This is a genomic window from Microbulbifer sp. MCCC 1A16149 (assembly GCF_050368945.1).
GTDB lineage: Bacteria > Pseudomonadota > Gammaproteobacteria > Pseudomonadales > Cellvibrionaceae > Microbulbifer.
The window spans coordinates 334,036-354,948 of sequence record NZ_CP185959.1; the positions used below are offsets into that span (position 1 = coordinate 334,036).

Genomic DNA, 20,913 nt, shown 5'->3' on the forward strand with positions numbered 1-20,913 from the left:
ATGGTACCCCAACCTGTGCGCAGGTCACAGTGACGCTTCGGTTTCGATGCGTTTTGAGCGGACCTGCTGCACTGTTGCTGCCCGCCATAAGAGCTACAATGCGCCTTCACTTAAGCGTAGACGGGTGCAAGGATATGGCTGTGAGCAGAGTTGCGGACCGGGTTCTGGATCTCTCCGGATTACTGGAAGACCTGGTAAGCCAGGGCTATGTGAGCCGTTTGGACGCCAACCGCCTGATCGGTACCCCGCGCAGTGCCGAACAGGCGCAGATGCACCCGCTCTCGTATATCGCCACCTGTGAGCTGGAGAACCAGAAGAATCCCGGCAAGGTGCTGGATGCCGCGACCCTGACCCAGTGGCTGGCGGATACTTCTTCTCACAGCATCTACCATATCGATCCGCTGAAGGTGAACGTGGCGGAAGTCACTGAGGTGATGAGCTTCCAGTTTGCCAAGCGCCACCAGATCCTGTGTGTGGAAGCCAGCAAGGAAATGCTGCTGGTGGCCACCGCGCAGCCCTATACCAGTGGCTGGGAAGAGCAGCTTGAACACACCAGTGGTCGCACTGTGCGCCGGGTGGTTGCGGATCCCGCGGATATCAAACGCTACGGCACCGAGTTCTATTCCCTCGCCAATTCCATTTCCGGTGCCAGCGGGCTAAAGGGTAGTTCCGGTGCCGGCAATTTCGAGCAGCTGCTGGAACTGGGCAATCTGAAGGACCCGGAAGCCAACGACCAGCACATCGTCAATATCGTCGACTGGCTGCTACAGCACGCCTTCGACCAGCGCGCCAGTGACATCCATATTGAACCGCGCCGGAATATCGGCCGCATCCGCTTCCGCATCGATGGGGTGCTGCACCCGATCCACGAGCTGCCGGACCAGGTTAATGCCGCCGTTACCAGTCGTCTGAAGATTCTCGGGCGCATGAACGTGGCGGAGAAACGCAAACCCCAGGATGGTCGTATCAAGACCAAGCGCCCCGACGGCAGCGAGGTGGAACTGCGCCTGTCCACCTTGCCCACGGCGTTTGGCGAAAAGCTGGTAATGCGGATTTTTGATCCGGAAGTTCTGGCGCGCTCCTACCACGATCTCGGCCTTGCCGGTGATGACCTGGCCCGCTGGCACAAAATGCTCGGCCGTCCCAACGGCATCGTGCTGGTAACCGGCCCCACCGGTTCCGGTAAAACCACCACTCTCTACACCGCGCTCAAGCAGCTGGCCTCCACCGAGGTGAATGTGTCCACCATTGAGGACCCGATCGAGATGGTGGAAGACAGTTTCAACCAGACCCAGGTGCACCACAGCATTGGCCTGGATTTCGCCGCCGGCATCCGCACCCTGATGCGCCAGGACCCGGATATCATCATGGTGGGGGAGATCCGCGACCTGGAAACCGCGCAGATGGCGGTGCAGGCGGCACTCACCGGCCACCTGGTGATATCCACCCTGCACACCAACGACGCGCCCACTGCCGTTACCCGTCTACTGGATCTTGGGTTGCCGCACTATTTGTTGAAGTCCACCGTGCTCGGGGTGATGGCCCAGCGGCTGGTGCGTACCCTGTGTCCCAGCTGCAAACGCAAGGCGGAAGTGAGCGACGAGGACTGGCAGGCGCTGGTAAAACCCTGGAAGGCGCCCAAGCCGGAAGTGGTGTACCAGCCGGAGGGCTGCCTCGATTGCCGCAACACCGGCTATCGCGGCCGTCAGGGTATCTACGAAATCCTGCCCTTTACCGAGGGCGTGCAGGCGCTGGTAACCCACGACTGCGATCTGCAGCAGGTAAGGCGGCAGGGAATGCGGGAAGGTATGAACAGCCTGCGCCTGTCCGGTGCGAGAAAAGTGGCGGCGGGAATCACTACCGTGCAGGAGGTGTTGAGAGTGGCGCCACCACCGGATATTTCGTTCTGATCAGGGCAATGGTGGTAAATAAAAAGGATTATTGAAAATTGCGCTGCGCTTCGACCATATTGTTGTACGACGGTTAGGGATTCTCGGTCGAAGGATTAATTGGCGAACAATAAAAGGATGGATCAGATGACGCTTGAATATGTGCTGTTAGATGTATTTGCCGACAAGCCCTTCCAGGGAACGCAGATACCCGTGGTCAACCTGGCAGGTCGTACTCTGGATGAAGCAGCAAAAAAAGCCGTTGCCAGCGAATTCCAGCAGACGGAAACCGTATTTATCGAGCCGGAAAATCCGGTCCCTGCCTGCGTATTTACCGACCGGGGGCCGCAACGGTTTGGCGCTCATACGATTCTCGCGGCATCGTTTATGGCCTTTGAACTCGGGTTGAGCAAAACCGAGGGCAGTTTTGCGTCATTCCTCCTGCAGCAGGAGAGTGGCCTGATCGAAAGCTTTATCGATGACAATAACGGTATGCCCGGCAATATCCAGTTTGCCCGCGAGCTGTCGCCGACATTGGATCGCTACACCCCGGACGTAACCCGCCTTGCCGCCGCGTTGAATACTGACGAAAAACATATCTCCTTCAGTAAATACAAACCGCTGGTCGTCAGCGTGGATACGCCCACCCTGATCGTGCCATTCACCCGCCCGGAACACGTGCTGGCGGCGAATCTGAATCACGACCTGTGGAACGCAATGCTGGGCGAGATGTACACCTCGGAGCTGTTCCTGTTCGCACCCGGTTCCATTACCGGTACCACCGAATTCCATGGACGTCTGCTAAACCCGAATCTGGCAAAAGCGGTGTTCCCGCCCATCGGCAACGTTATGCCGGAGTTTGTTGCCTACCTTGCCGAGCAGCAGGAAACTGCGTCGGGTACGCATATTTTTTCTGTGGATCGCGGCAGCCCCGATACCCGAAAAAGTATCCTGCATGCGGAATTCGACAAAAAGCTCGGACGGGAAGTGCGTTGTCGTATTGGTGGCAATGTGATCAAGATGGGGGAGGGGACGCTGTTTTACGCGTAAGCGGAGCCCTTCATACCAGAAAAAGCCGCGCACCCGCGCGGCTTTTCCATATCTGGTCCGCGGTGAAAGCTGCGGCACCCAATGTATACTCGGGACTCTATAGTTTCGCTTTGCAGGATTTCTGCCCCGCCCACAGGAGATGTGCTTCATGCCGTTGATCGATCACTGTCCTCCACAACACCAATCACTGTTGCAGCAGCGCTGGCAAGACTGGTGTGACGTGGTCACTGCGGAGCAGGTGGCAAAGGTGGAGTCCCTGCTCGATGGGGATATCGGTGGGGCACTGGCGCGCACGTTCGTCGGGTCTAATTTTTTTGTTCAGCAGTGCTGTCGCCACCCGGATTTGCTGGTGGCATTGCTGGAGCAGGAAGACTGCGGACTGAACGCGCCGCTCGTCCACACGTTGGATTCAGAAGAGCAGCTTGAAAGTGCGCTGCGCCAGCTGCGCAACCGGGTGAATGCCGAGGTGATCTGGCGGGATTTCTCCGGTCAGTGGGATATCCCCACCGCCTGCGCACGCCTGACAGATTTGGCAGAGGTCACAACCCAGACGGCGCTGGACTGGCACCGGGAAAAAATGGTCGAGCGCCACGGCGAGCCGCGCAGTCGTGACGGCGATATCCAGCCGATGATCGTGTTGGGTATGGGTAAGTTGGGGGCACGGGAGCTCAATCTCTCTTCCGATATCGACCTGATATTTGCCTATCCGGAACCCGGGCAGTCCGATGGCGAGAAACCTCTCGAGAATCAGGCCTGGTTTCAGCGCCTGGGCCAGCGCCTGATCAAGTCACTCGATACGGTGACCGCGGACGGCTTTGTTTTCCGCGTGGATATGCGGTTGCGTCCCTACGGTGACAGTGGTCCGCTGGTGAGCCATTACGCTGCGCTGGAAGATTACTACCAGACCCAGGGGCGGGAGTGGGAACGCTACGCAATGATCAAGGCGCGCCCGGTCGCCATGAGTGGCGGCGATGACGGGAGTGCGGCGCAGGCAGCAGAAGAATTGATGGAGCTGTTGCGCCCGTTTACCTACCGCCGCTATATCGATTTCAGTGTGATAGACGCGCTCAGGGAAATGAAGACCCTGATCCAGCGCCAGGTGCGCGCGCGTGGACTGATCGACAATATCAAGCTCGGCCGCGGCGGTATCCGCGAGGTGGAATTTATCGCCCAGGCGTTCCAGCTGATCCGCGGTGGGCGTGAGCCGGATCTGCGGGTGCGCAATATTCTGAAAGTGCTGCCGCTGCTGGAGCAGGGTGGGCATTTGCCCGAGGGGGCGGCGCAGGAGCTGCGCGAAGCCTATCTGCTACTGCGTCGGGTGGAGCACGGTTTGCAGGCGGAAAAGGACCAGCAGACCCAGACACTGCCGCCGGAGCTGGAACGTCGTGAACAACTGGCGTTTGCCCTTGGATACGAGGACTGGGCAAAACTTGAAAGCGCGCTGGTTGAAGCGCGCGCGGCGATTGAGCGCGAGTTCGACGAGGTGATCGCACCGCCGGAGGAGAGCGGTGAAATTACTGCTTCGGACAAGTGGGAAATGCTGTGGATTGGCTGCGAGCGCAGCGACGACCGCGACAGTTGGCTGGAGCAATTGCACGAGGCGGGATTCCAGCCCGCTGTCACTGCGCTGGAGGCGATTGCCAATCTGCACGGCGACCGCATTGTGTCCGCACTGCCGGCGTCCGGGCGCCAGCGCCTGGACCAGACCATGCCATTGCTGCTGGCAGCGGCCTCCGAGGTGAGTCAGCCTTTGCTTGCGCTGGAGCGGGTGCTGCCCCTGCTGCGCTCCATCCTGCGCCGCAGCGCCTACCTGGTGCTGATCAACGAAAACCCGCCGGTGTTGAATCAGCTGCTGCGCCTGTGCAGTGCCTCTCCCTGGATTGCCGATCTGCTCGCCCGTCATCCGATCCTGTTGGATGAAATGCTCGACCAGCGCCGCTTGCTGCAGCCATCTACTGCCGGGGATATCGCCGACGATCTGCGCCAGCATATGTTGCGCGTGGATGAGGACGACCTGGAGGCGCAGATGGAAGCCCTGCGTCATTTCAAGCAGGGGCAGAGCCTGCGTATTGCGGCACAGGAAGTGACCGGCGCGCTGCCGCTGATGAAGGTGAGCGATTCACTGACCTGGCTGGCGGAAGCGATTCTGCAGCAGTCGCTGATGCTGGCGTGGCAGCAGGTCACGGAAAAACACGGTGCGCCGAAAGGCGCCAGTGCCGAAGATATGCGTTTCTGCATTGTCGCCTACGGCAAACTCGGCGGCCTGGAGCTGGGGCACGGCTCGGACCTGGATATCGTGTTCGTTCACGACGCCGAGCCTCAGCAGTACACCGATGGTGAAAGGTCCATCGACAACCTCAGTTTCTACACGCGACTCGCCCAGCGCCTGATCCATATCCTGCAGACCCGCACCTTGAGTGGCCCGCTGTATGAAGTGGATACGCGCCTGCGCCCGTCGGGCAATTCCGGTCTGTTGGTGACGTCGCTGGCGGCATTTGAAAAGTACCAGCGGGAGAGCGCCTGGACCTGGGAGCACCAGGCACTGGTGCGCACACGACCCGTTGCGGGAAGTGTGCGCCTCGGATCGGCGTTTGAAAGCCTGCGTACAAAGCTTTTGTGTGAGACGCGGGATGAGCAGAAATTGCGTGAAGAGGTGGTGGACATGCGCAATAAGATGCGTGCGCACCTCGATAAGAGCAATGATCGACAATTCGATCTCAAGCACGGTGCGGGTGGTATTGTCGATATCGAATTTATGGTTCAATATGCCGCATTGGCCTGGGCGCAGCGCGCCCCTTCGATCGTGCGATATACCGATAATATCCGCATTCTCGAAAGCCTCACTGAGGCGGGCCTGATGCCGGCCCACCAAGCCGAGCATTTGATCGACGCCTACAAAGCCTACCGATCAGAAGGTCATCGCCTGGCATTACAACAGCAGCCGGGGGTTGTATCCGGTGACCAATTCGAAGCGGAAAGAAAGACCGTTGAAACAACTTGGCAGCAGATTCTGGGCTGAACTACTCCCGCAGGGAAGTTTGCGCCCGCGAAATGCACGCTGCCCGATTAAACTGTTTTTCACCTGGCTCTGTGCTGTAGGAGCCAGCCTGCTGGCGAACTGATTCGATCTTCCTTCCAAGGGCTCGACTTCCCTCCCCAGGCCTGAACTCCTACAGAGTGCGTAATAGAATTTTGTAGGAGATCCCCATGTCTTTTGCCGATCGAGACGGCGTTATCTGGTTTGACGGTGAACTGGTTCCCTGGCGCGATGCGCGGGTACACGTACTCACCCACACCCTGCACTACGGAATGGGCGTTTTCGAAGGCGTGCGCGCCTATGAAACCGCCGATGGCGGCACCAGTATCTTCCGTCTGAACGAGCACACCCGCCGCCTGTTCCGTTCCGCCAAGATTATGAACATGCCCATGCCATACAGCGAGGAGCAGCTCAACGAAGCCCAGCGCCTGGTGGTACGTGAGAATGGTCTGAAAGAAGCTTACCTGCGCCCGATGGTGTTTTACGGGTCCGAGGGGATGGGCCTGCGCGCCGACTCCCTGCAGACCCACGTCATCGTCGCGGCCTGGGAGTGGCCGAGCTACATGACCCCTGAAGCCCGCGAGCTGGGCATCAAGGTGAATACCTCGTCCTATACCCGCCACCATGTGAACATCGCCATGTGCAAGGCGAAGGCCAACGGCAACTACATCAACTCCATGCTGGCGCTGCAGGAGGCTATCCGCAACGGCTGTGAAGAGGCACTGCTGCTGGATCCGGAAGGCTATGTGGCGGAAGGTAGCGGCGAGAACTTCTTCCTGGTGAGCGACGGCGTTATTTACACCCCGGAGCTGACCTCGTGCCTCGACGGTATCACCCGTGCCTCGGTGATCCAGCTGGCCGATGAGTGCGGATACAAGGTGAAGGAAAAGCGCATTACCCGCGATGAAGTCTACATCGCCGACGAAGCCTTCTTCACCGGAACCGCTGCGGAAGTCCTGCCGATCCGTATACTGGATGGGCGCACCATCGGCTCCGGTCGTCGCGGTCCAATCACCAAGCGCCTGCAGCAGCTGTACTTTGATGCGGTACAGGGTAAAAGCCAGGCGCATATGGGCTGGCTTAGTGACGTGCATGAAACCTGCGAGCCGGTTGCGGCATCGGCCTGATTTATTCTGGTTGCGTAAAACGTGGGAAAGGCGGGCACCGAAAGGTGTCCGCCTTTTTTTTTGCATGAATTTTGTGTGCAGGTGTTGAGTACCGGCTTCTAGAGCGCGCGAGGTCTATCCCTTAGAATAGTTGTCAATCGTTACAGGTTACGCAGGCGACACCAGTAGACGTGACAGGAATCATTCAATGTTTTCTTATCTGAAGAAGCGACTGCAGAAACACGATGCAGTGAATAACCGCAAACTGGAATCCATACTGAGAAAGCAACTGCTGCAGCAGCAGGCGCTTGACGCTGGGCTGTCTGGAATTGGCAATGACAAGGAGCACAACATTGTTGTCTCCCTAACGTCCTTTGATGCGCGCATCGAGAATGTGGTGTACACGATCGAGAGCCTCTTTCAGCAGTGGGTGAAGGCCGATGCCGTGGTCCTTTGGTTATCAAAAGAACAGTTCCGGGATGGGCAGCTGCCGGAGAGTCTGGTGCGTCAGCAGCAGCGTGGCCTGCAGGTTTTGTATGTGGAAGACCTCGGCCCCTACACCAAATACTTTTACGCCTTTGATCAGTTTCCAGACAGTTTGATCATTACCGTGGACGACGACACCCTTTATCCGCCGGATATGATCGACCAACTATATCGCGCCTGGTTGTGTCACCCCGACTGGATTCACTGCCATCGGGCACACCTGATGCAGCTGGATCCTCGCGGCAAGCTGGCGCCTTACGGCGACTGGGAATCCGACTGGAAGTGGCGCGACTTTGGCGGTGAGACCTCGCCCCTGGTCTTCCCTACCGGGGTTGGCGGGGTGTTGTATTTTCCGGGATCGCTGCACCCGGATGCGTTTGAAAAAGAAAAATTTCTCAAGCTGTGTCCCAAGGCGGACGATGTCTGGCTGAAGGCCATGAGCCTGCTGCAGGGCACGCCCTGCGCACGCCTGCCAGATTCACGGGACTGGTCAGATCGGTTTTTTACCGTAGGCGGCACTCAGGAGTTGGCACTGCGCAAGGAAAACCTGCGCAGCCGCGGCGGCAATGACTGCAAGATCCGGAATGTATTCGAATACTACAATCTGTACAAATTGCTGCGTTGAAATTCCTGGTTCAGAAAAGTTTGTCAGTGTCTTGAGGTGGGATGCGAAGACCCTGATGCCCGGTAGCTGACCGCTACCGGGCGACATTTGAAAACGATACCCGTAAAACTGATTACTGATTGCTCGCAGCCACCTGAGGGCGCCCTACACAGTGGTACTCGAATCCAGCCTCGGCCATGTCCAGCGGGTGATACAGGTTGCGGCCGTCAAACACCACCGGCTCCGACAGGCTGCCGCGCACGGTGTTGTAATCCAGGGACTTGAACTGTTGCCACTCGGTGGCAATGATCAGTGCATCGGCACCGGCCAGGGCGCTGTCGCGGGTGCCGCACAGCTGCAGGTCATCGCGGTTGCCGTAGATACGCTCGGATTCGTGCATCGCTTCCGGGTCGAACGCGCGCACCTTGGCACCCATCTCCCACAGCTTCTCCATCAGCACCCGGCTCGGGGCCTCGCGCATATCGTCGGTATTAGGCTTGAATGCCAGGCCCCACAGGGCGAAGGTCTTGCCGGACAGGTCGCTGCCGTAACGCTGAATGATTTTTTCCAGCAGGTAGTGTTTCTGGCTGTGGTTGCGCTCTTCCACTGCATTCAGGATCTTAGGCTCCAGCCCCAGTTGCGCGGCCGTAGTCTTGAGTGCCTGTACGTCTTTCGGAAAGCAGGAGCCGCCATAGCCGATACCGGGATAGATAAAGTGATAGCCGATACGCGGATCGGAACCGATCCCCTGGCGTACGGATTCGATATCTGCACCGACGTGATCGGCAATGGTCGCCATTTCGTTCATGAAGCTGATCTTGGTGGCGAGCATGCAGTTGGCCGCGTATTTGGCGAGCTCCGCGCTGCGCACATCCATCACGATAACCTTGTCGTGATTGCGGTTAAACGGTGCATACAGCTGGCGCATTTTCTGCTCGGAGGCATCTTCGGAGGTGCCGATGATGATGCGGTCCGGCTTCATGCAGTCCGCCACCGCGGAGCCTTCCTTGAGGAATTCCGGATTGGAGATGACATCGAACTCAAGGTTCAGTGCGTCGCGTTTTTGCAAGCTGCGGGTCACTTCCTCGCGTACCTTGTCCGCGGTCCCCACGGGTACGGTGGACTTGTTGATGATGTACTTTTTGTCCTGCATATGCTCGGCGATGGTCCGCGCCACGGTCAGCACGTAGCGCAGGTCCGCGGAGCCATCTTCATCCGGCGGGGTGCCGACGGCGATGAAAATCAGCTCGCCGTGAGCAACGCCCTCGGCGGCGCTGGTGGAGAAGGTCAGATTGCCGGATTCATTGTTGCGCTTTACCAGCGGCTCCAGGCCCGGCTCGAAAATCGGGATATGGCCCTGTTTGAGGCGTTCGATCTTGTTTTCGTCGATATCGATACAGGCGACCCGGTGGCCCGCTTCCGCCAATACTGCGGCCTGTACCAGACCGACATAGCCGGTGCCAAATACGGTGACGTTCATGCTTGCTGGAATCCTTGTTGTGCGATTTGAGCGGGGCAACCCCAGTCTCGCGCGACCCGAAGAGTCACGCTTTCTTCAAAATGGTAGGCGCAGAAGTTTACCTTCAATCCGCCTGTGTCGCCACGCGGGCGGGTCAGCTGGCGTGCAAATTACGTACCGCGCGGGTATCGTATGCCGTCATTCTGAGCGGGCAGCTGCCCACCGCGTAGATCCTGTGGAGGAAACCGGTTGATCATTGTCTGGCGATTTCTGGATGGCAATCGCGCCCACGAAAAGCAGAGCGCTGCGCTGGTGGCGGGCCTTGAGGCGAACCTGGGCGCCGATGCGGTCCAAACCCGGGATATCAATTGCGCGGGCCTGCGCTTCTGGCACCCGTCGGACCTCGCCCGGGCGCTGGATACCGCCGGTGTAGTCGCCGGTGAAGCACCGCAGTTGCTGATTGGCGCCGGCCACCGCTGCCACCTGCCGATGCTATCGGCGCGCCGTCGCTTTGGCGGGCGCACGGTGGTGCTGATGCGACCCTCCCTGCCGCTGCACTGGTTCGATTTTGCGCTGATTCCAGAGCACGATCGACCGGCGCCCCTGCCCAATGTGCTGGTTACCCGCGGTGCGCTGACGGTCCCCCTGGCCGATGTCCAGCCCCATGCCGGACGCGGGCTTATTCTGCTGGGGGGGCCGAGCAAGCATTTCGCCTGGGACAATGCCGCACTGGCCCGGGATATCGAGGTCCTGGCAGCAGCACCGGTACACTGGAACCTGGCGGACAGCCGGCGCACGCCGGAGTTTGCCCTGGAGCAGCTGGCCCGGCCTGGGTTCGATGTCTGCTCCTGGAGGGGTTGTGAAGCGGGCTGGCTAGAGTCTCAGATCGCCAGTTGTGAGCAGGTCTGGGTGACCCGCGACAGTATCTCGATGGTATTTGAGGCCCTGCAGGGACGCGCCCAAGTGGGGATTCTGGACCTGCCCTCGCGACGTCCGCACAACAAGGTGCGCGCTGCGGTGCAGCGCCTGATCGACGAAGGTGTGGTCACCGATAACCTGGCGGATGCCGCGCATGCTGGCGAGAGACTGCGGGAGCCCTGGGCGCAGTACCGCGTGGTCGCACGGGCGCTGTTGCGTCGCTGTAATATTGAGGTGGGCCGATGAATAGCCATTCCGCGGAGACGAATCCTCCGGTAAAGATCTGTCACCTGTTTATGAGTCGCGAATTTGGCGGTCTGGAAAAGCACGTGGTCGAACTCAGCGGCTGGCAGGCGGCACATACCGGGGCTCAGGTGTTTGTCATCGCGCATCCCCGTTACCGCAAGCACTTTACCGATAGTGTCACCTTTATTCCGGTCAATACGGATCTCAGCCGCCGCAACCCCTTGCTGTATCTCTCCCTGCTGCGCGCTTGCCGCCAGTACGAATTCGACCTGGTGCACGGCCACGGCGGCAAGGCGGCGGCGGTTCAGAAATGGCTGCACCGGTTCACCCGCTGCGCGCCAGTGATTACCCGGCACAACATCGTGCACCCCAAGGATTCTCTGGCAGCGGGATTTCCACAGCGGATCGCGGTCAGCCGCAAGGCGGTTGCAGTGTCCGCCCTCGATTGGACGATTATTCCCAACGGCACGCACCCACCGCAGCCCGGTCAGCCGCGCCCGCAAGCCATGGAGGCGGGCAAGCGCGCGGTGCTGGCGGTGGCCAGGCTGGTGCCGGCCAAGGGCATAGACCTGCTGTTACAGGCCTGGGCCTCCGTTGCGCCTGCGGGGACGATTCTGTATCTGGTTGGGGATGGGCCGGACCGCAGCGCGCTGGAGGCGCAGGCAACGGCGCTGGGCGTCGATGACAGTGTGCGATTTATCGGCTTCTCCACCGAGGTGAGTCGCTGGATGCAGGCGGCGGAATTTATGGTGGTGTCCTCGCACAAGGAGGGGGCGCCCTATACGGTGGTAGAGGCGTTGTTGTGCGGTTGTCCGGTGATCTCTACCGATGTGGGCAGCAATGCGGAATTGCTGCCAGCGGCCTATGTCGCAGGTGAGACGTCGGCGGAGGCCATTGCGACATTGCTGGACCGGGCCCTGGCGGATCCGGTGGCGCTGCGCGATGCATTTGAGCCGGTTTTCCAGTACGCCACGGAGCATCTCAATGTGGCGGCGATGGCGCGGGCTACCTGGGCGGTTTATCGGCAGGCGCTGGGGCGAGAGCTGCCCCTAGTGCGGGGATAAGCTCTGCCAGCTGGTCGACAGCGCGGCGGCGGGCGCAGGCCACTCTGCGGTCGATCTCCGCACCGTGCAGGGGTTGCCAGTGGTGGTTTTCCAGTCTGCAGGTTTCTGCCCGCTGCAGAAATCCCAGTTGTTCGAATTTGGCAATCGCCTGGCGGTATCTTGCCGGAGGCTGCGCATTGGCCGGCCGCAGGCTCAATAGCGGGCGTGCCAGATTCATCGACTCACACAACATACTCATGCTGTCTTCGGTGCAGGCGATACTTTCAGCAGTGGGCAACAGGTCGGAGAGTGCCTGCGCGGAACCTGGCCAGCACCAGGCTTCTACCAGATCCGCGTCCAGCTGCTCCTCACACAGATCGCGCAAGTATGCGGGACTGCGCCGCGAGCCGGCCACGATCCAGCGGACCCCGAGCGCACGCGCCTGCACATTGGCCCAGCGTAAAATGTCTTTCCAGTCCTGTTGCCGGTACTCGTAGCCGCTGCCGTCACCACCGAGTAGCAGCGCCCGGGTTCCCGGGTTGGGCGCCTTGGTACTTACCCTGGCCGGGGCGATATCCACCACCACATTATTGCGCTCGAATCCGGCGCTGGGTTCCAGGGTCAGCAGCGCGGACACGGTGCCGGCGGAAAGTTTTCTTGGGGAGCCAATAAAGATATTCGGCACACCTTGCGAATGCGCGAGGGCGGCACTGGCGAAGCTGGTGTTGCCACCGGCGGAGAGGATCAGGTCGGTGGCAGCGGGCGTGGGAGAAAATCGGTAACAGTGCAGCACGGCGCGGGCGAGCAACGGGTGGCGGGAAAGCCTGTTGCATGCGGCGGCTAGCAGGGGGCGCAGCCATTTTGCCCGCAACCGGCACTGGTAGATGTCCACTTCCAGCGCAATCCCCTCGGCACGCAGCCAGTCGAGCAGGCCGTGGGCCTGGTTGACGTGGCCGGGAATGCCGTCACTCAGCACACAGACTTTCATAGTATGCGGATGTGCAACACTGCAGTGGCGGGCTCGCGCATATCAGTCGTAAAAGGGTTCCGAGGGGTTGGCGTAGTAGATCTGCATCAGACTGCGTCGTTCAGACTCGCCGTGAATTTCAGGGCGACCGTGCCAGCTGTGTTTACCCACCACAAACGCATAGGCGCTGTTGGGTACAAACGGGAAGCGTTTGACCTCGCGGAAGCCGCTCTTTTTCCCCAGCCCGAGCTTCCTGAATTCATATTGCAGCCGTCCGATGATGCCGCGCTCGTACAGGCTGGTACCCATGGATTCCTGGCTGCGGTCCGCGGGCAGGTACACCTGCATGGTGACAATTTTGCGGGCCACGTCCCGGTGTGGGGAAATCTGGTATCCACTGTGATCGCAGAAGTAACCGGTTTTGGGGTGTGCCTCAATATCCGGCACCGCGCCGGTGGGCACCTTGAAACGAGACGCGAGATCGGTGCCCAAACACTCAAACAGGGCCTGCTTCACCTCTGGAGCCTGCATACCCTCGGTGATACCGCGCCACAGGGTTTGCGCTTCGCCTTCGAGTCGCTCCAGGTTGCCCGGATTGAACGGGAATACCTGTCGCGTGCTGCTGCCGTCGCTGCGCATGGCTTCCTTGTGATTCAGGCCCTTGCAGTACTCCGCCGGCGGTGGGCAGGCGAGAATGCGCTGGTAGACGCTGTCCGGGAAGAAGTTTTCCAGATACAGGTGGGAAAAGGGTTGGTCCTGGGCCACAGTCTCGCGCAGGCGGCTTACCAGATGATCCCGCACGGCCTGTGCGATATCCGCAGTAGCGCCCGCGGCCGCTTCGGCTGAGGTTTCAACAGAAGCTTCGACGACGTCAGTTTCTGGACTTGCTTGCATAACGTTTCCCTGTCTCGTTGTTCTTGTCTGTTTGTGAATGGGGCGGGATCAGCGCACCTGTGCCTGGCGATCATCGCCAGTGGACAGCCTGGAGCGGGACACAACCAGGGCAATGGTCATCCATGTTAGCACCATCATTTCTGAGCTGAACAGTTCGCGGTGGGTGTTCACCGGGAACCAGGCGCAGGCCAGAATCAACAGTGGCACCAGCGGCCGCTGGTGCTCCGCCAGGCTGCGGTAGTCTGCCCGCCAGACCAAGCGGAAGAACACGATTGCGGCGGCGATAAACAACAGACTGCCGACAATACCGGAGCCTGCAAGTATCTCCAGGACCACCTGGTGGGTGTAGGGTTGCTCTAACCTGGTGCCGGCCCAGCTCTCGGGCAGATTGAGCATATAGTTGCCCGCCCCGGTGCCGAACCACAGATTATCCATAAATTGTGTCCATGCCTGGGCCCACAACTGTGCGCGCACCGGGATGACCGCACTCAGGCCCTCCACATCAAAACTTTGCGGAATGGTGGCGGCAATGCGCTTGCTGACCTGGGGATCGCTGACCAGCCACCAGCCGGCCACCGCGATGCCTGCGGGTACCATACACAGCAGCCACGGGGAGGCGAGCAGTTTGCCGCGGTTCAGGTACAGCCACACCGCAGAGATCAGGATAAAACTGACCCAGCCCGCGCGAGTGTTACCGAAGATGGTGATCGCCAGACACAGTAGGTAGATCACGCTCTGCAGGGGCAGGCTCCACTGGCGCACGGGGGGGGCGAACAGCACCCAGGCGCACAGCATGGAAATATAAAAGCCGAACTTGTCCGGATGGCTGAAGTAGCCACCCAGCCGCTCCGACCGCGGTACACCGAACAGGTCGAAGCCCATCATCGCCTGGAACAGACCGTCGACGATCCAGAAGCCGATGATCGCAAACAGGCACAGCTGGATCTTGCGCCAGATGGCGTCATCCCGGGCCCATATCAGCACCGGCATACCGGCGAGCAGCAGGAACAGCTGAAACCCGGCCAGCTCAAGGGGCTTGCCCGGGTGTTCGCTGAACGTCGCCGACAGCGCCAGCGCCGCTGCAGCCAGCAGGTTCATGGTGCACCAGCTCTGCGCACCCGGTGCCCACCAGCGCTGGCGATCGCGCACCAGCAGCACGATGGAGGTAATCGCCAGAACCAGCACCGAAAGCTGGAAGGTGCGCGACCAGGGCAGTACCCACACAAAGCTGCTCAGCAGCAGCGCAATGGCAACATGCCGGTCCAGGAATCGGGCGGCGAGGGATTGTTCGGCAGGTGCAGGGGAAACGGTAGACATACAGCTATTTTGTCCGCGCGGCGGCTCTTCTTCGAATTTGCCGGCCATTGTACGTGGCTCGCACAGAGGGGGCTATAGACCCTGTCTCGCTTTGCCAGTGGGCGCTTACTTGCCGGGTGGTGTCTGGCACAGTGACCGGTACAGAGACAGTGTGTGTCTCACCATGGTATCGAGGGTGAATTCCGGGGCGAGGATGGGGCGCACGTCGCTGTCGAGCAGGGTGTTGGTGGTTTCCAGCAACTGCTCGGCAGAGCCGGGCGCCACCAGTCCCTGGGGAAAGCAAGCGCGCAGGGATTCCGCGGGGCCGCCGATATCGTAGCCGATCACCGGGGTGCCCATGGCGGCGGACTCGATCACGGTGCGCCCGAAGGGCTCTACGCGCTGGGACAGGTTGTAGACCAGAACGGACTCACCGTACCAGTAGGGCATGTCGTTGCGACTGCCGGTAAAGGTTACATAGTCGGAGATACCCAGCTCTCGCGCCCGCAGTTGCAGTTCCTCGGCATAGTGCTCCTTGTTGGGCTCGGCTCCACCGACGATCACCCCTTGCACGTCACTGCGCAGGTCCTTGAGGTTGGCGATCATTTCGAGAAAAGCGTGCTGTCCCTTCCAGCGGGTGAGACGCCCGGGGAGCAGCAGCCAGCGCTTGTTCCTGAGCGCCGGGAATTCGGATTCGACCTGCTGACGCCAGTCGGCGGGCGGAGTGATTCCCGGGTTGAACTCAGCGGTGTCGACGCCGCGGTAGATCAGCTCCGGCGGCTGTTGCAGATAACGGGCGTAATTTTGTGTGAGGTAATCGCGCACACATTCGCTGATGGCGATTACACGCTCACTGCGCGCCATGATGGCGCTGTAGCGATTGATGGAGTAAAGCCCGTGTGCCGTGCTTACCAGTCGCGGGCGTGTTTCCCGCGGAAGCTTCCGCCACGCCAGGTACGTCAGCCAGGCGGGAACCCGGGAGCGCACGTGCAATATGTCCGGGTTCAGTTCGCAGATTTTCGCGCGCAGGGGCGCGACCTGGAGCAGGCTGGAAAGTGACTTTTTATGTACCGGCAGGGTGATATGCCGGCTGCCCTCGGCTTCCAGTTGCGCCACCAAGCGCCCGCCACTGGAGATAACAATGGACTCGTGCCCGGCCTTCACCAGCCCCCGGGCGACATCCAGCGTGCCACGCTCGACGCCGCCGTAGTTCAGAGCCGGTAGCAGTTGCACGATTTTCATGAGCGGTGGTTCACAGTGGTTGGTGTTGCGGGTCACAAGAAGCGAAGCCAGAGCCCTGTCCGAGGAAATGCGTGGGCAAGTGCGGCGGATTCCGGTTAAATGGGCAGCTTGAAGTTGGGGTAGAATGCTACCAAACAGCGGGGGTATTTCCACGGAATTTGTCGTGATTCCCCGAGAGATCAACCTGTACCAGTTTTTATTTGATGCGCCACCTTTACACCTGGTTTTTTCGCCTTTCCCTTCCGTTGATGCTGTTGCATCTCTGGTGGCGCGGTCGGGCGGATCCTGCCTATCGCAAGCGCTGGAGTGAGCGGTTCGGGCTGGTGCCCTCGCGACCTGGTGCGCGGCGACGCTGGCGTGAGCGCTTCGGCATGGTGCCGGACCGCGCGAGCCGCGCGCCACTGATCTGGATTCACTCGGTGTCCGTGGGCGAGACGCTGGCAGCGGTGCCGCTGATCGAGGCCCTGGCTGCACGTCATTCGAAATGGCAGTGGCTGGTCACCACTACAACCCCCACCGGTTCCCAGCGGGTGCACAACGCACTGGAACCCATTCTCAACGGGCGCCTATTGCACTATTACCTGCCGTTCGACCTGCCCGAATGCCTGACCCCGTTCCTGGACGCACTGCGGCCCAATATCCTTGTGAGCATGGAAACGGAGCTGTGGCCCAACCTGTTGTCTATCTGCGGCAAGCGCGAGATCCCCACGATACTGGTTAATGGGCGCCTGAGTGCCAAATCCGCCCATGGGTACGGCAAGTTTTCGCGACTCAGCCGGGAGATGCTAAGCCACCTGTCGCGGGTTGTGGCGCAATACCCGGCGGATGCCGAGCGATTCATGGCACTGGGGGTACCTGCTGAGCGGGTGTCGGTAGTGGGCAATATCAAGTTCGATCTGCACATCGATTCCGGCCAGATCAGTGAGGCGCAGGCGCTGTCACACCAGTGGCAGGGCGCGGGCAAGCGGCCGGTGTGGCTGGCGGCGAGTACCCACGCCGGTGAAGATGAAGTGGTATTGCAGGCGTATAACGCGCTGCGTGCAGAATTCCCCGACCTGCTACTGGTGCTGGTGCCGCGTCACCCGGTGCGTTTTGACAGCGTTGCGCGGCTTTGTCGCGAACAGGGCCTGCGTATTGCGCGCCGCAGCGATGGTGTGGCGCCCGCAGCGAACGATCAGGTGTTACTGGGGGATACCATGGGCGAGCTGCTGCGTTTTTACGGCGCCAGCGACGTGGCTTTTGTCGGCGGCAGTCTCGTTGATGTTGGTGGCCACAACATGATCGAGCCCGCAGCCTGGGGCGTTCCGGTGGTATGTGGCCCCCATCTGCACAACTTCAGCACCGTCTCCAGCCTGATGCAGGAGTCGGGCGGGTTAGTGGTGGTAAAGGATGCCGGGCAGATGGCGCAGCAGGTGGGTGCCTGGCTGCGCGATGATCAGAGCCGCCAGCAAGCCGGTGCCAGTGCGCGGGAAGTGGCAGCGCAGAACAGTGGTGCGCTGGCGCGGACCGTGGAGGAAGTCGAGTCGCTGATGCGGGTGTTCTGACTTGCGAAGATAAAGTCTGCAGTGACTATTAAAGTAGACATTAAAAAAGCCGGTCGTGTAAGCGACCGGCTTTTTTATGCTTCTCGTTTAATCCTTTCGGGCGACCGGCTCAGTGTTTGTCGGTCGCCTTGCGCACGCTGCTGCGGATCTGGGTATTCAGTTTACTGCCGGTGTAGCGGCCCTTGCTCACATGGCGAATGCGGTACACCCCGGGAATGTCGAGCGGCTCCCCCTGGGTGCCCAGCAGCCAGCGGAAGGCGCGGTCTTCGTGGGCTTTGCACCAGCTGTCGGCGGGTTTCTGGTAATAGGTCAGACTGTCGCAGTAGCCACCGGCACGGGCGATATCGCCGTGGGCGATCTGCAGCGGGCCGGTGGCGCGGTCGCGGGTCTGTTCCACAAAGCGGCTGTCGTCGATATCGATGACGCGCAGTTCCGCTGGATCGAAATTCAGCATTGGATCGTCGTCGGCCAGCAGCGAGGTAATGCGCTCGCGGGACGGGAACACCAGGCTGTCCTGACGCCCCTGCAGCAGCTCGGCCAGCTGATCGATACAGTGCTCGCGGAACATCAGGTCGCAATCGGTAAACCAGATCCAGTCTGCCTTGGTGGCGAGCGCGGCCTCATTGCGGCCGATGGCCCGCCGGTACAGGGACTCTTTGGGCAGCTCGCGCCAGTTCCAGGTCACGCCCGGCACTTGCTGTTTGCCGAAGAAGTCGAGTACCGCGGCGGTGCGGGTATCTTCGCCGTTGTAGTACACGGTCATGGTTACCGTGGCCTTGGTCGGCGGGTAAAGAGCCAGGGAGCTCAGTTGGTAAATCAGGAAATGCGAGTACTGCCAGCAGTGGCTGACAATCTCGATATCCAGAATGCCGGTGCGCGCGGCGCGCTCGTTCCTGGTCGGCAGCGGCTTCTGGAACAGGGAAGCGGGTACCCAGCCGCTGGCTGCCAGGCGCAGAAAGCGACTGACTAGCGGGTCTGACCAGTGTTTTTTCGGAGTGGTTGTGTCCATGGTATAGCTCTTCTGCCGGGGCATCGGGATTCGGTGTGGTTGCGCTGCCGTTTTATTGAGGGGGCTGCTCGGGGGTATAGCCGCTTTCGGTCAACTGGCGGATGCCCTGGGGCGTCTCCACGATGCCCTCTTTGGCCACCCGCAGGCGCAGGGCCTTGTTGCGCGCGACAATTTCGGGGTCGGCGTAGCCGCGGGGATGGTCCAGGTGGACGCAGATTGCATCAAAGCGAACATGGCGCGGCTTGATGCCGGCATTTTCCAGACGCACACCAAATTCCCGATCCAGACCGCCCCAGGCCATGCGTTCGTCAAAACCATTGACCTTCAGGATGTCCTCCCGCCAGGCCGAGGCATTGGAGCCCTTCAGGTTGCAGGCGGTGGGGGTGAGGCGGTTAAGCAGTGGGGCCCAGCGTTCGCTGGCGCGCAGTTTCAGCGTCTTGCGGCGGGCTTTCAGGCCATTGGCCCTAAGCCACGCGTAATCGAAGCAGCGTCCGGACTCGATATCATCCCGGGTGATTGCCTCGCTGGTGCTCATGGGCAGTTTGAAGTAGCTGCCGGAGAGAAAATAACCGGGTTCCGCGCGACGTTTGTGTACGGCGAGGAAATCCCCGCGTGGGATGCAGTCGCCATCGGTGAACACGATATAGTCCCCGCGCGCCTGCAGAATCGCCTTGTTGAGGATACGGCATTTGCGGAAACCGTCGTCTTTCTGCCACACATGGCGGATGTCGAGTCCGGTTTCTTCGCGCAGTCGCGCCACCAGTTCGGCGGTTTCCGGGCCGGAGCCGTCGTCTGCCACGATCACTTCCAGCGGCGGTTCGCTCTGGCAGCTGTACCCCCACAGAACCTTTTCCAGCCAGACCGGAGAGTTGTAGGTTGTCATGATCACGGAGATTTTCATGGCGGCTAATTCCAGTGCAATCAAACGGTGTCAGAGTGTATGGCCCGGGCGCTGTCGGCCCGGTTGACTGGCTAGTCTGGCAGTATAGGCTTTGCCGGAGCGGTCACAGCCGGTAATCGCAAAACACTGGCCATACTGATCTGGAGCATGGGTTGAGCCAAGTCCGTGGCGCAAAAACGGCGCATTCTAGGGTGTTTCGCCGGCAACTGCACCCGACGTATGTCGCAATTCGCGCTCAGGACGGTATCTCGGAGCGCTCTGCAGGTCATCGGCACGGGGCGAGTTCTGGTATGCTGCGCGAAATTTCTACGGACACCTAGAAGTGCACATCTTTGTTTTTTCTTATAATCGCGGCCCTTTCCTCGAGAACTGTATCCGCTCCATCGAGACCTGTGCACCGCAATGCGGCCTGACGGTCATTGATGATGGCAGTGATGACCCGGATACCCGCCGGATTCTGGCGGAGATCGGGCAGCGTCACCGGGTTGTGGATAAAACCGCGGAGTCCGGCCACAAGCTCGGGGGGCTCTACGCCAACATGCAGGCCGCTTACGAGATGGCGGCAGATGACGAGCTGATCTGCTTCCTGCAGGACGACACCCAGATGGTGCGTCCATTGAGTGACGGGGATCTGGACGAGCTGCGCCAGAGCTTCGCTGCGCAGCCGGATCTGGGATTCATTTCCCCGGCGTTTGTGCGCGGGATCTCCCTGAAAAGGAAGGCGGACCGGGATTTCCGCTTTGATGAGGCGCGCAATTTCTGGTTCTGGTATCCGCGCAAGCGCTCCACCGGCACCTGGTTTTCTGCATTGTTGATCGCCGATCCGCGCCGTCTGCGCGAGGTGAACTGGCAGTTTGAGGTGGGGGAGTCGGTCAACAACCGCAAGGCGGCCAAAATCTTCTGCCGCATGGCGCGCATGCGCGCACCTTTTTCCATGTGGTTGCCGAACGGTCGCGCCTACCGCGGCAAGCAGAAATCGCTGGCGCTGCGGTTTGGCGAGTGGTCGCGTCGCTGCGGCCTGTATCCGCTGGAGACCATGAGTGCGCAGGAGGTCGAGGCCCTGAAAAATGCCGAGCCGCCGCGCTTGCCGGTGGCGGAAGAGTGTCTCAAGACCACCCGCGGCAGAATCCGCACGCCCTGGGCGTACGATCCCATGCAGGGGGCCGGCTGGCTCAAGCTGCTGGACCGCATGGAGCGTAAACTGCGCGGTCTGTTTTCCTGA

At 60.5% G+C, this 20,913-nt stretch carries 16 protein-coding genes; 9 read left to right on the plus strand and 7 right to left on the minus strand.

Annotation, left to right across the window (positions count from 1 at the left end):
- Positions 1 to 134 precede the first annotated feature (134 nt).
- From ACONT6_RS01425 to ACONT6_RS01445, 5 genes are all read left to right on the plus strand, one after another.
- The gene (locus tag ACONT6_RS01425; RefSeq protein WP_428820112.1) at positions 135 to 1,910 is read left to right on the plus strand and encodes a GspE/PulE family protein; all 1,776 of its coding nucleotides are present in this window, start codon (positions 135 to 137) and stop codon (positions 1,908 to 1,910) included.
- A gap of 126 nt (positions 1,911 to 2,036) precedes the next feature.
- Positions 2,037 to 2,939: a PhzF family phenazine biosynthesis protein gene (locus ACONT6_RS01430; RefSeq protein WP_428820113.1), complete on the plus strand. Its 903-nt coding sequence runs from the start codon at positions 2,037 to 2,039 to the stop codon at positions 2,937 to 2,939.
- Positions 2,940 to 3,087: 148 nt separating this feature from the next.
- Positions 3,088 to 5,958 carry a bifunctional [glutamate--ammonia ligase]-adenylyl-L-tyrosine phosphorylase/[glutamate--ammonia-ligase] adenylyltransferase gene (glnE, locus tag ACONT6_RS01435; RefSeq protein ID WP_428820114.1) on the plus strand — a complete coding sequence of 957 codons (2,871 nt, stop codon included), beginning with the start codon at positions 3,088 to 3,090 and terminating at the stop codon, positions 5,956 to 5,958.
- Between the two features lie 188 nt (positions 5,959 to 6,146).
- Entirely contained in the window at positions 6,147 to 7,103 is a 957-nt protein-coding gene (locus tag ACONT6_RS01440; protein WP_428820115.1) for a branched-chain amino acid transaminase, read from the plus strand.
- Positions 7,104 to 7,290: 187 nt separating this feature from the next.
- Positions 7,291 to 8,193, plus strand: coding sequence for a hypothetical protein (locus ACONT6_RS01445; protein WP_428820116.1), 903 nt, complete (start codon positions 7,291 to 7,293; stop codon positions 8,191 to 8,193).
- 112 nt (positions 8,194 to 8,305) lie between these two features.
- Here ACONT6_RS01445 and ACONT6_RS01450 read toward each other — a convergent pair whose 3' ends face one another.
- On the minus strand, positions 8,306 to 9,652 hold the full coding sequence (locus tag ACONT6_RS01450) for a UDP-glucose dehydrogenase family protein (protein WP_428820117.1): 1,347 nt from the start codon (positions 9,650 to 9,652) through the stop codon (positions 8,306 to 8,308).
- A 228-nt stretch (positions 9,653 to 9,880) separates the two neighbouring features.
- On the opposite strand from ACONT6_RS01450, the gene ACONT6_RS01455 reads away from it, so the two are divergent.
- Both ACONT6_RS01455 and ACONT6_RS01460 read left to right on the plus strand, forming a co-directional pair.
- Complete coding sequence (locus ACONT6_RS01455) at positions 9,881 to 10,795, plus strand: ELM1/GtrOC1 family putative glycosyltransferase (protein ID WP_428820118.1); 915 nt, start codon at positions 9,881 to 9,883, stop codon at positions 10,793 to 10,795.
- Positions 10,792 to 11,859 carry a glycosyltransferase family 4 protein gene (locus ACONT6_RS01460; RefSeq protein WP_428820119.1) on the plus strand — a complete coding sequence of 356 codons (1,068 nt, stop codon included), beginning with the start codon at positions 10,792 to 10,794 and terminating at the stop codon, positions 11,857 to 11,859. The genes ACONT6_RS01455 and ACONT6_RS01460 overlap by 4 nt, the downstream gene beginning before the upstream one ends.
- Here ACONT6_RS01460 and ACONT6_RS01465 read toward each other — a convergent pair.
- The 4 genes from ACONT6_RS01465 to ACONT6_RS01480 all read right to left on the minus strand — a co-directional run bounded on the left by ACONT6_RS01465 (position 11,801) and on the right by ACONT6_RS01480 (position 16,237).
- Positions 11,801 to 12,826 (minus strand): ELM1/GtrOC1 family putative glycosyltransferase, encoded by a 1,026-nt coding sequence (locus ACONT6_RS01465; RefSeq protein ID WP_428820120.1) that lies wholly within the window; start codon positions 12,824 to 12,826, stop codon positions 11,801 to 11,803. The two genes, ACONT6_RS01460 and ACONT6_RS01465, sit on opposite strands and share 59 nt — an antisense overlap.
- Positions 12,827 to 12,868: 42 nt before the next feature.
- Positions 12,869 to 13,699 carry a hypothetical protein gene (locus ACONT6_RS01470; protein ID WP_428820121.1) on the minus strand — a complete coding sequence of 277 codons (831 nt, stop codon included), beginning with the start codon at positions 13,697 to 13,699 and terminating at the stop codon, positions 12,869 to 12,871.
- A gap of 48 nt (positions 13,700 to 13,747) precedes the next feature.
- Positions 13,748 to 15,016, minus strand: coding sequence for an O-antigen ligase family protein (locus tag ACONT6_RS01475; RefSeq protein ID WP_428820122.1), 1,269 nt, complete (start codon positions 15,014 to 15,016; stop codon positions 13,748 to 13,750).
- A 105-nt stretch (positions 15,017 to 15,121) separates the two neighbouring features.
- Positions 15,122 to 16,237 carry a glycosyltransferase family 4 protein gene (locus tag ACONT6_RS01480; protein WP_428820123.1) on the minus strand — a complete coding sequence of 372 codons (1,116 nt, stop codon included), beginning with the start codon at positions 16,235 to 16,237 and terminating at the stop codon, positions 15,122 to 15,124.
- A 203-nt stretch (positions 16,238 to 16,440) separates the two neighbouring features.
- Between ACONT6_RS01480 and waaA the strand changes: the two genes are divergently transcribed.
- Positions 16,441 to 17,781 carry a lipid IV(A) 3-deoxy-D-manno-octulosonic acid transferase gene (gene waaA / locus ACONT6_RS01485; RefSeq protein ID WP_428820124.1) on the plus strand — a complete coding sequence of 447 codons (1,341 nt, stop codon included), beginning with the start codon at positions 16,441 to 16,443 and terminating at the stop codon, positions 17,779 to 17,781.
- A gap of 109 nt (positions 17,782 to 17,890) precedes the next feature.
- Here waaA and ACONT6_RS01490 read toward each other — a convergent pair whose 3' ends face one another.
- Positions 17,891 to 18,790 (minus strand): glycosyltransferase, encoded by a 900-nt coding sequence (locus ACONT6_RS01490; protein ID WP_428820125.1) that lies wholly within the window; start codon positions 18,788 to 18,790, stop codon positions 17,891 to 17,893.
- A 52-nt stretch (positions 18,791 to 18,842) separates the two neighbouring features.
- A complete protein-coding gene (locus ACONT6_RS01495; RefSeq protein ID WP_428820126.1) occupies positions 18,843 to 19,691 on the minus strand; it encodes a glycosyltransferase family 2 protein in 849 nt (282 codons plus the stop codon).
- Positions 19,692 to 20,013: 322 nt separating this feature from the next.
- Here ACONT6_RS01495 and ACONT6_RS01500 point away from each other — a divergent pair, with 322 nt between their 5' ends.
- Complete coding sequence (locus ACONT6_RS01500; RefSeq protein WP_428820127.1) at positions 20,014 to 20,913, plus strand: glycosyltransferase family A protein; 900 nt, start codon at positions 20,014 to 20,016, stop codon at positions 20,911 to 20,913.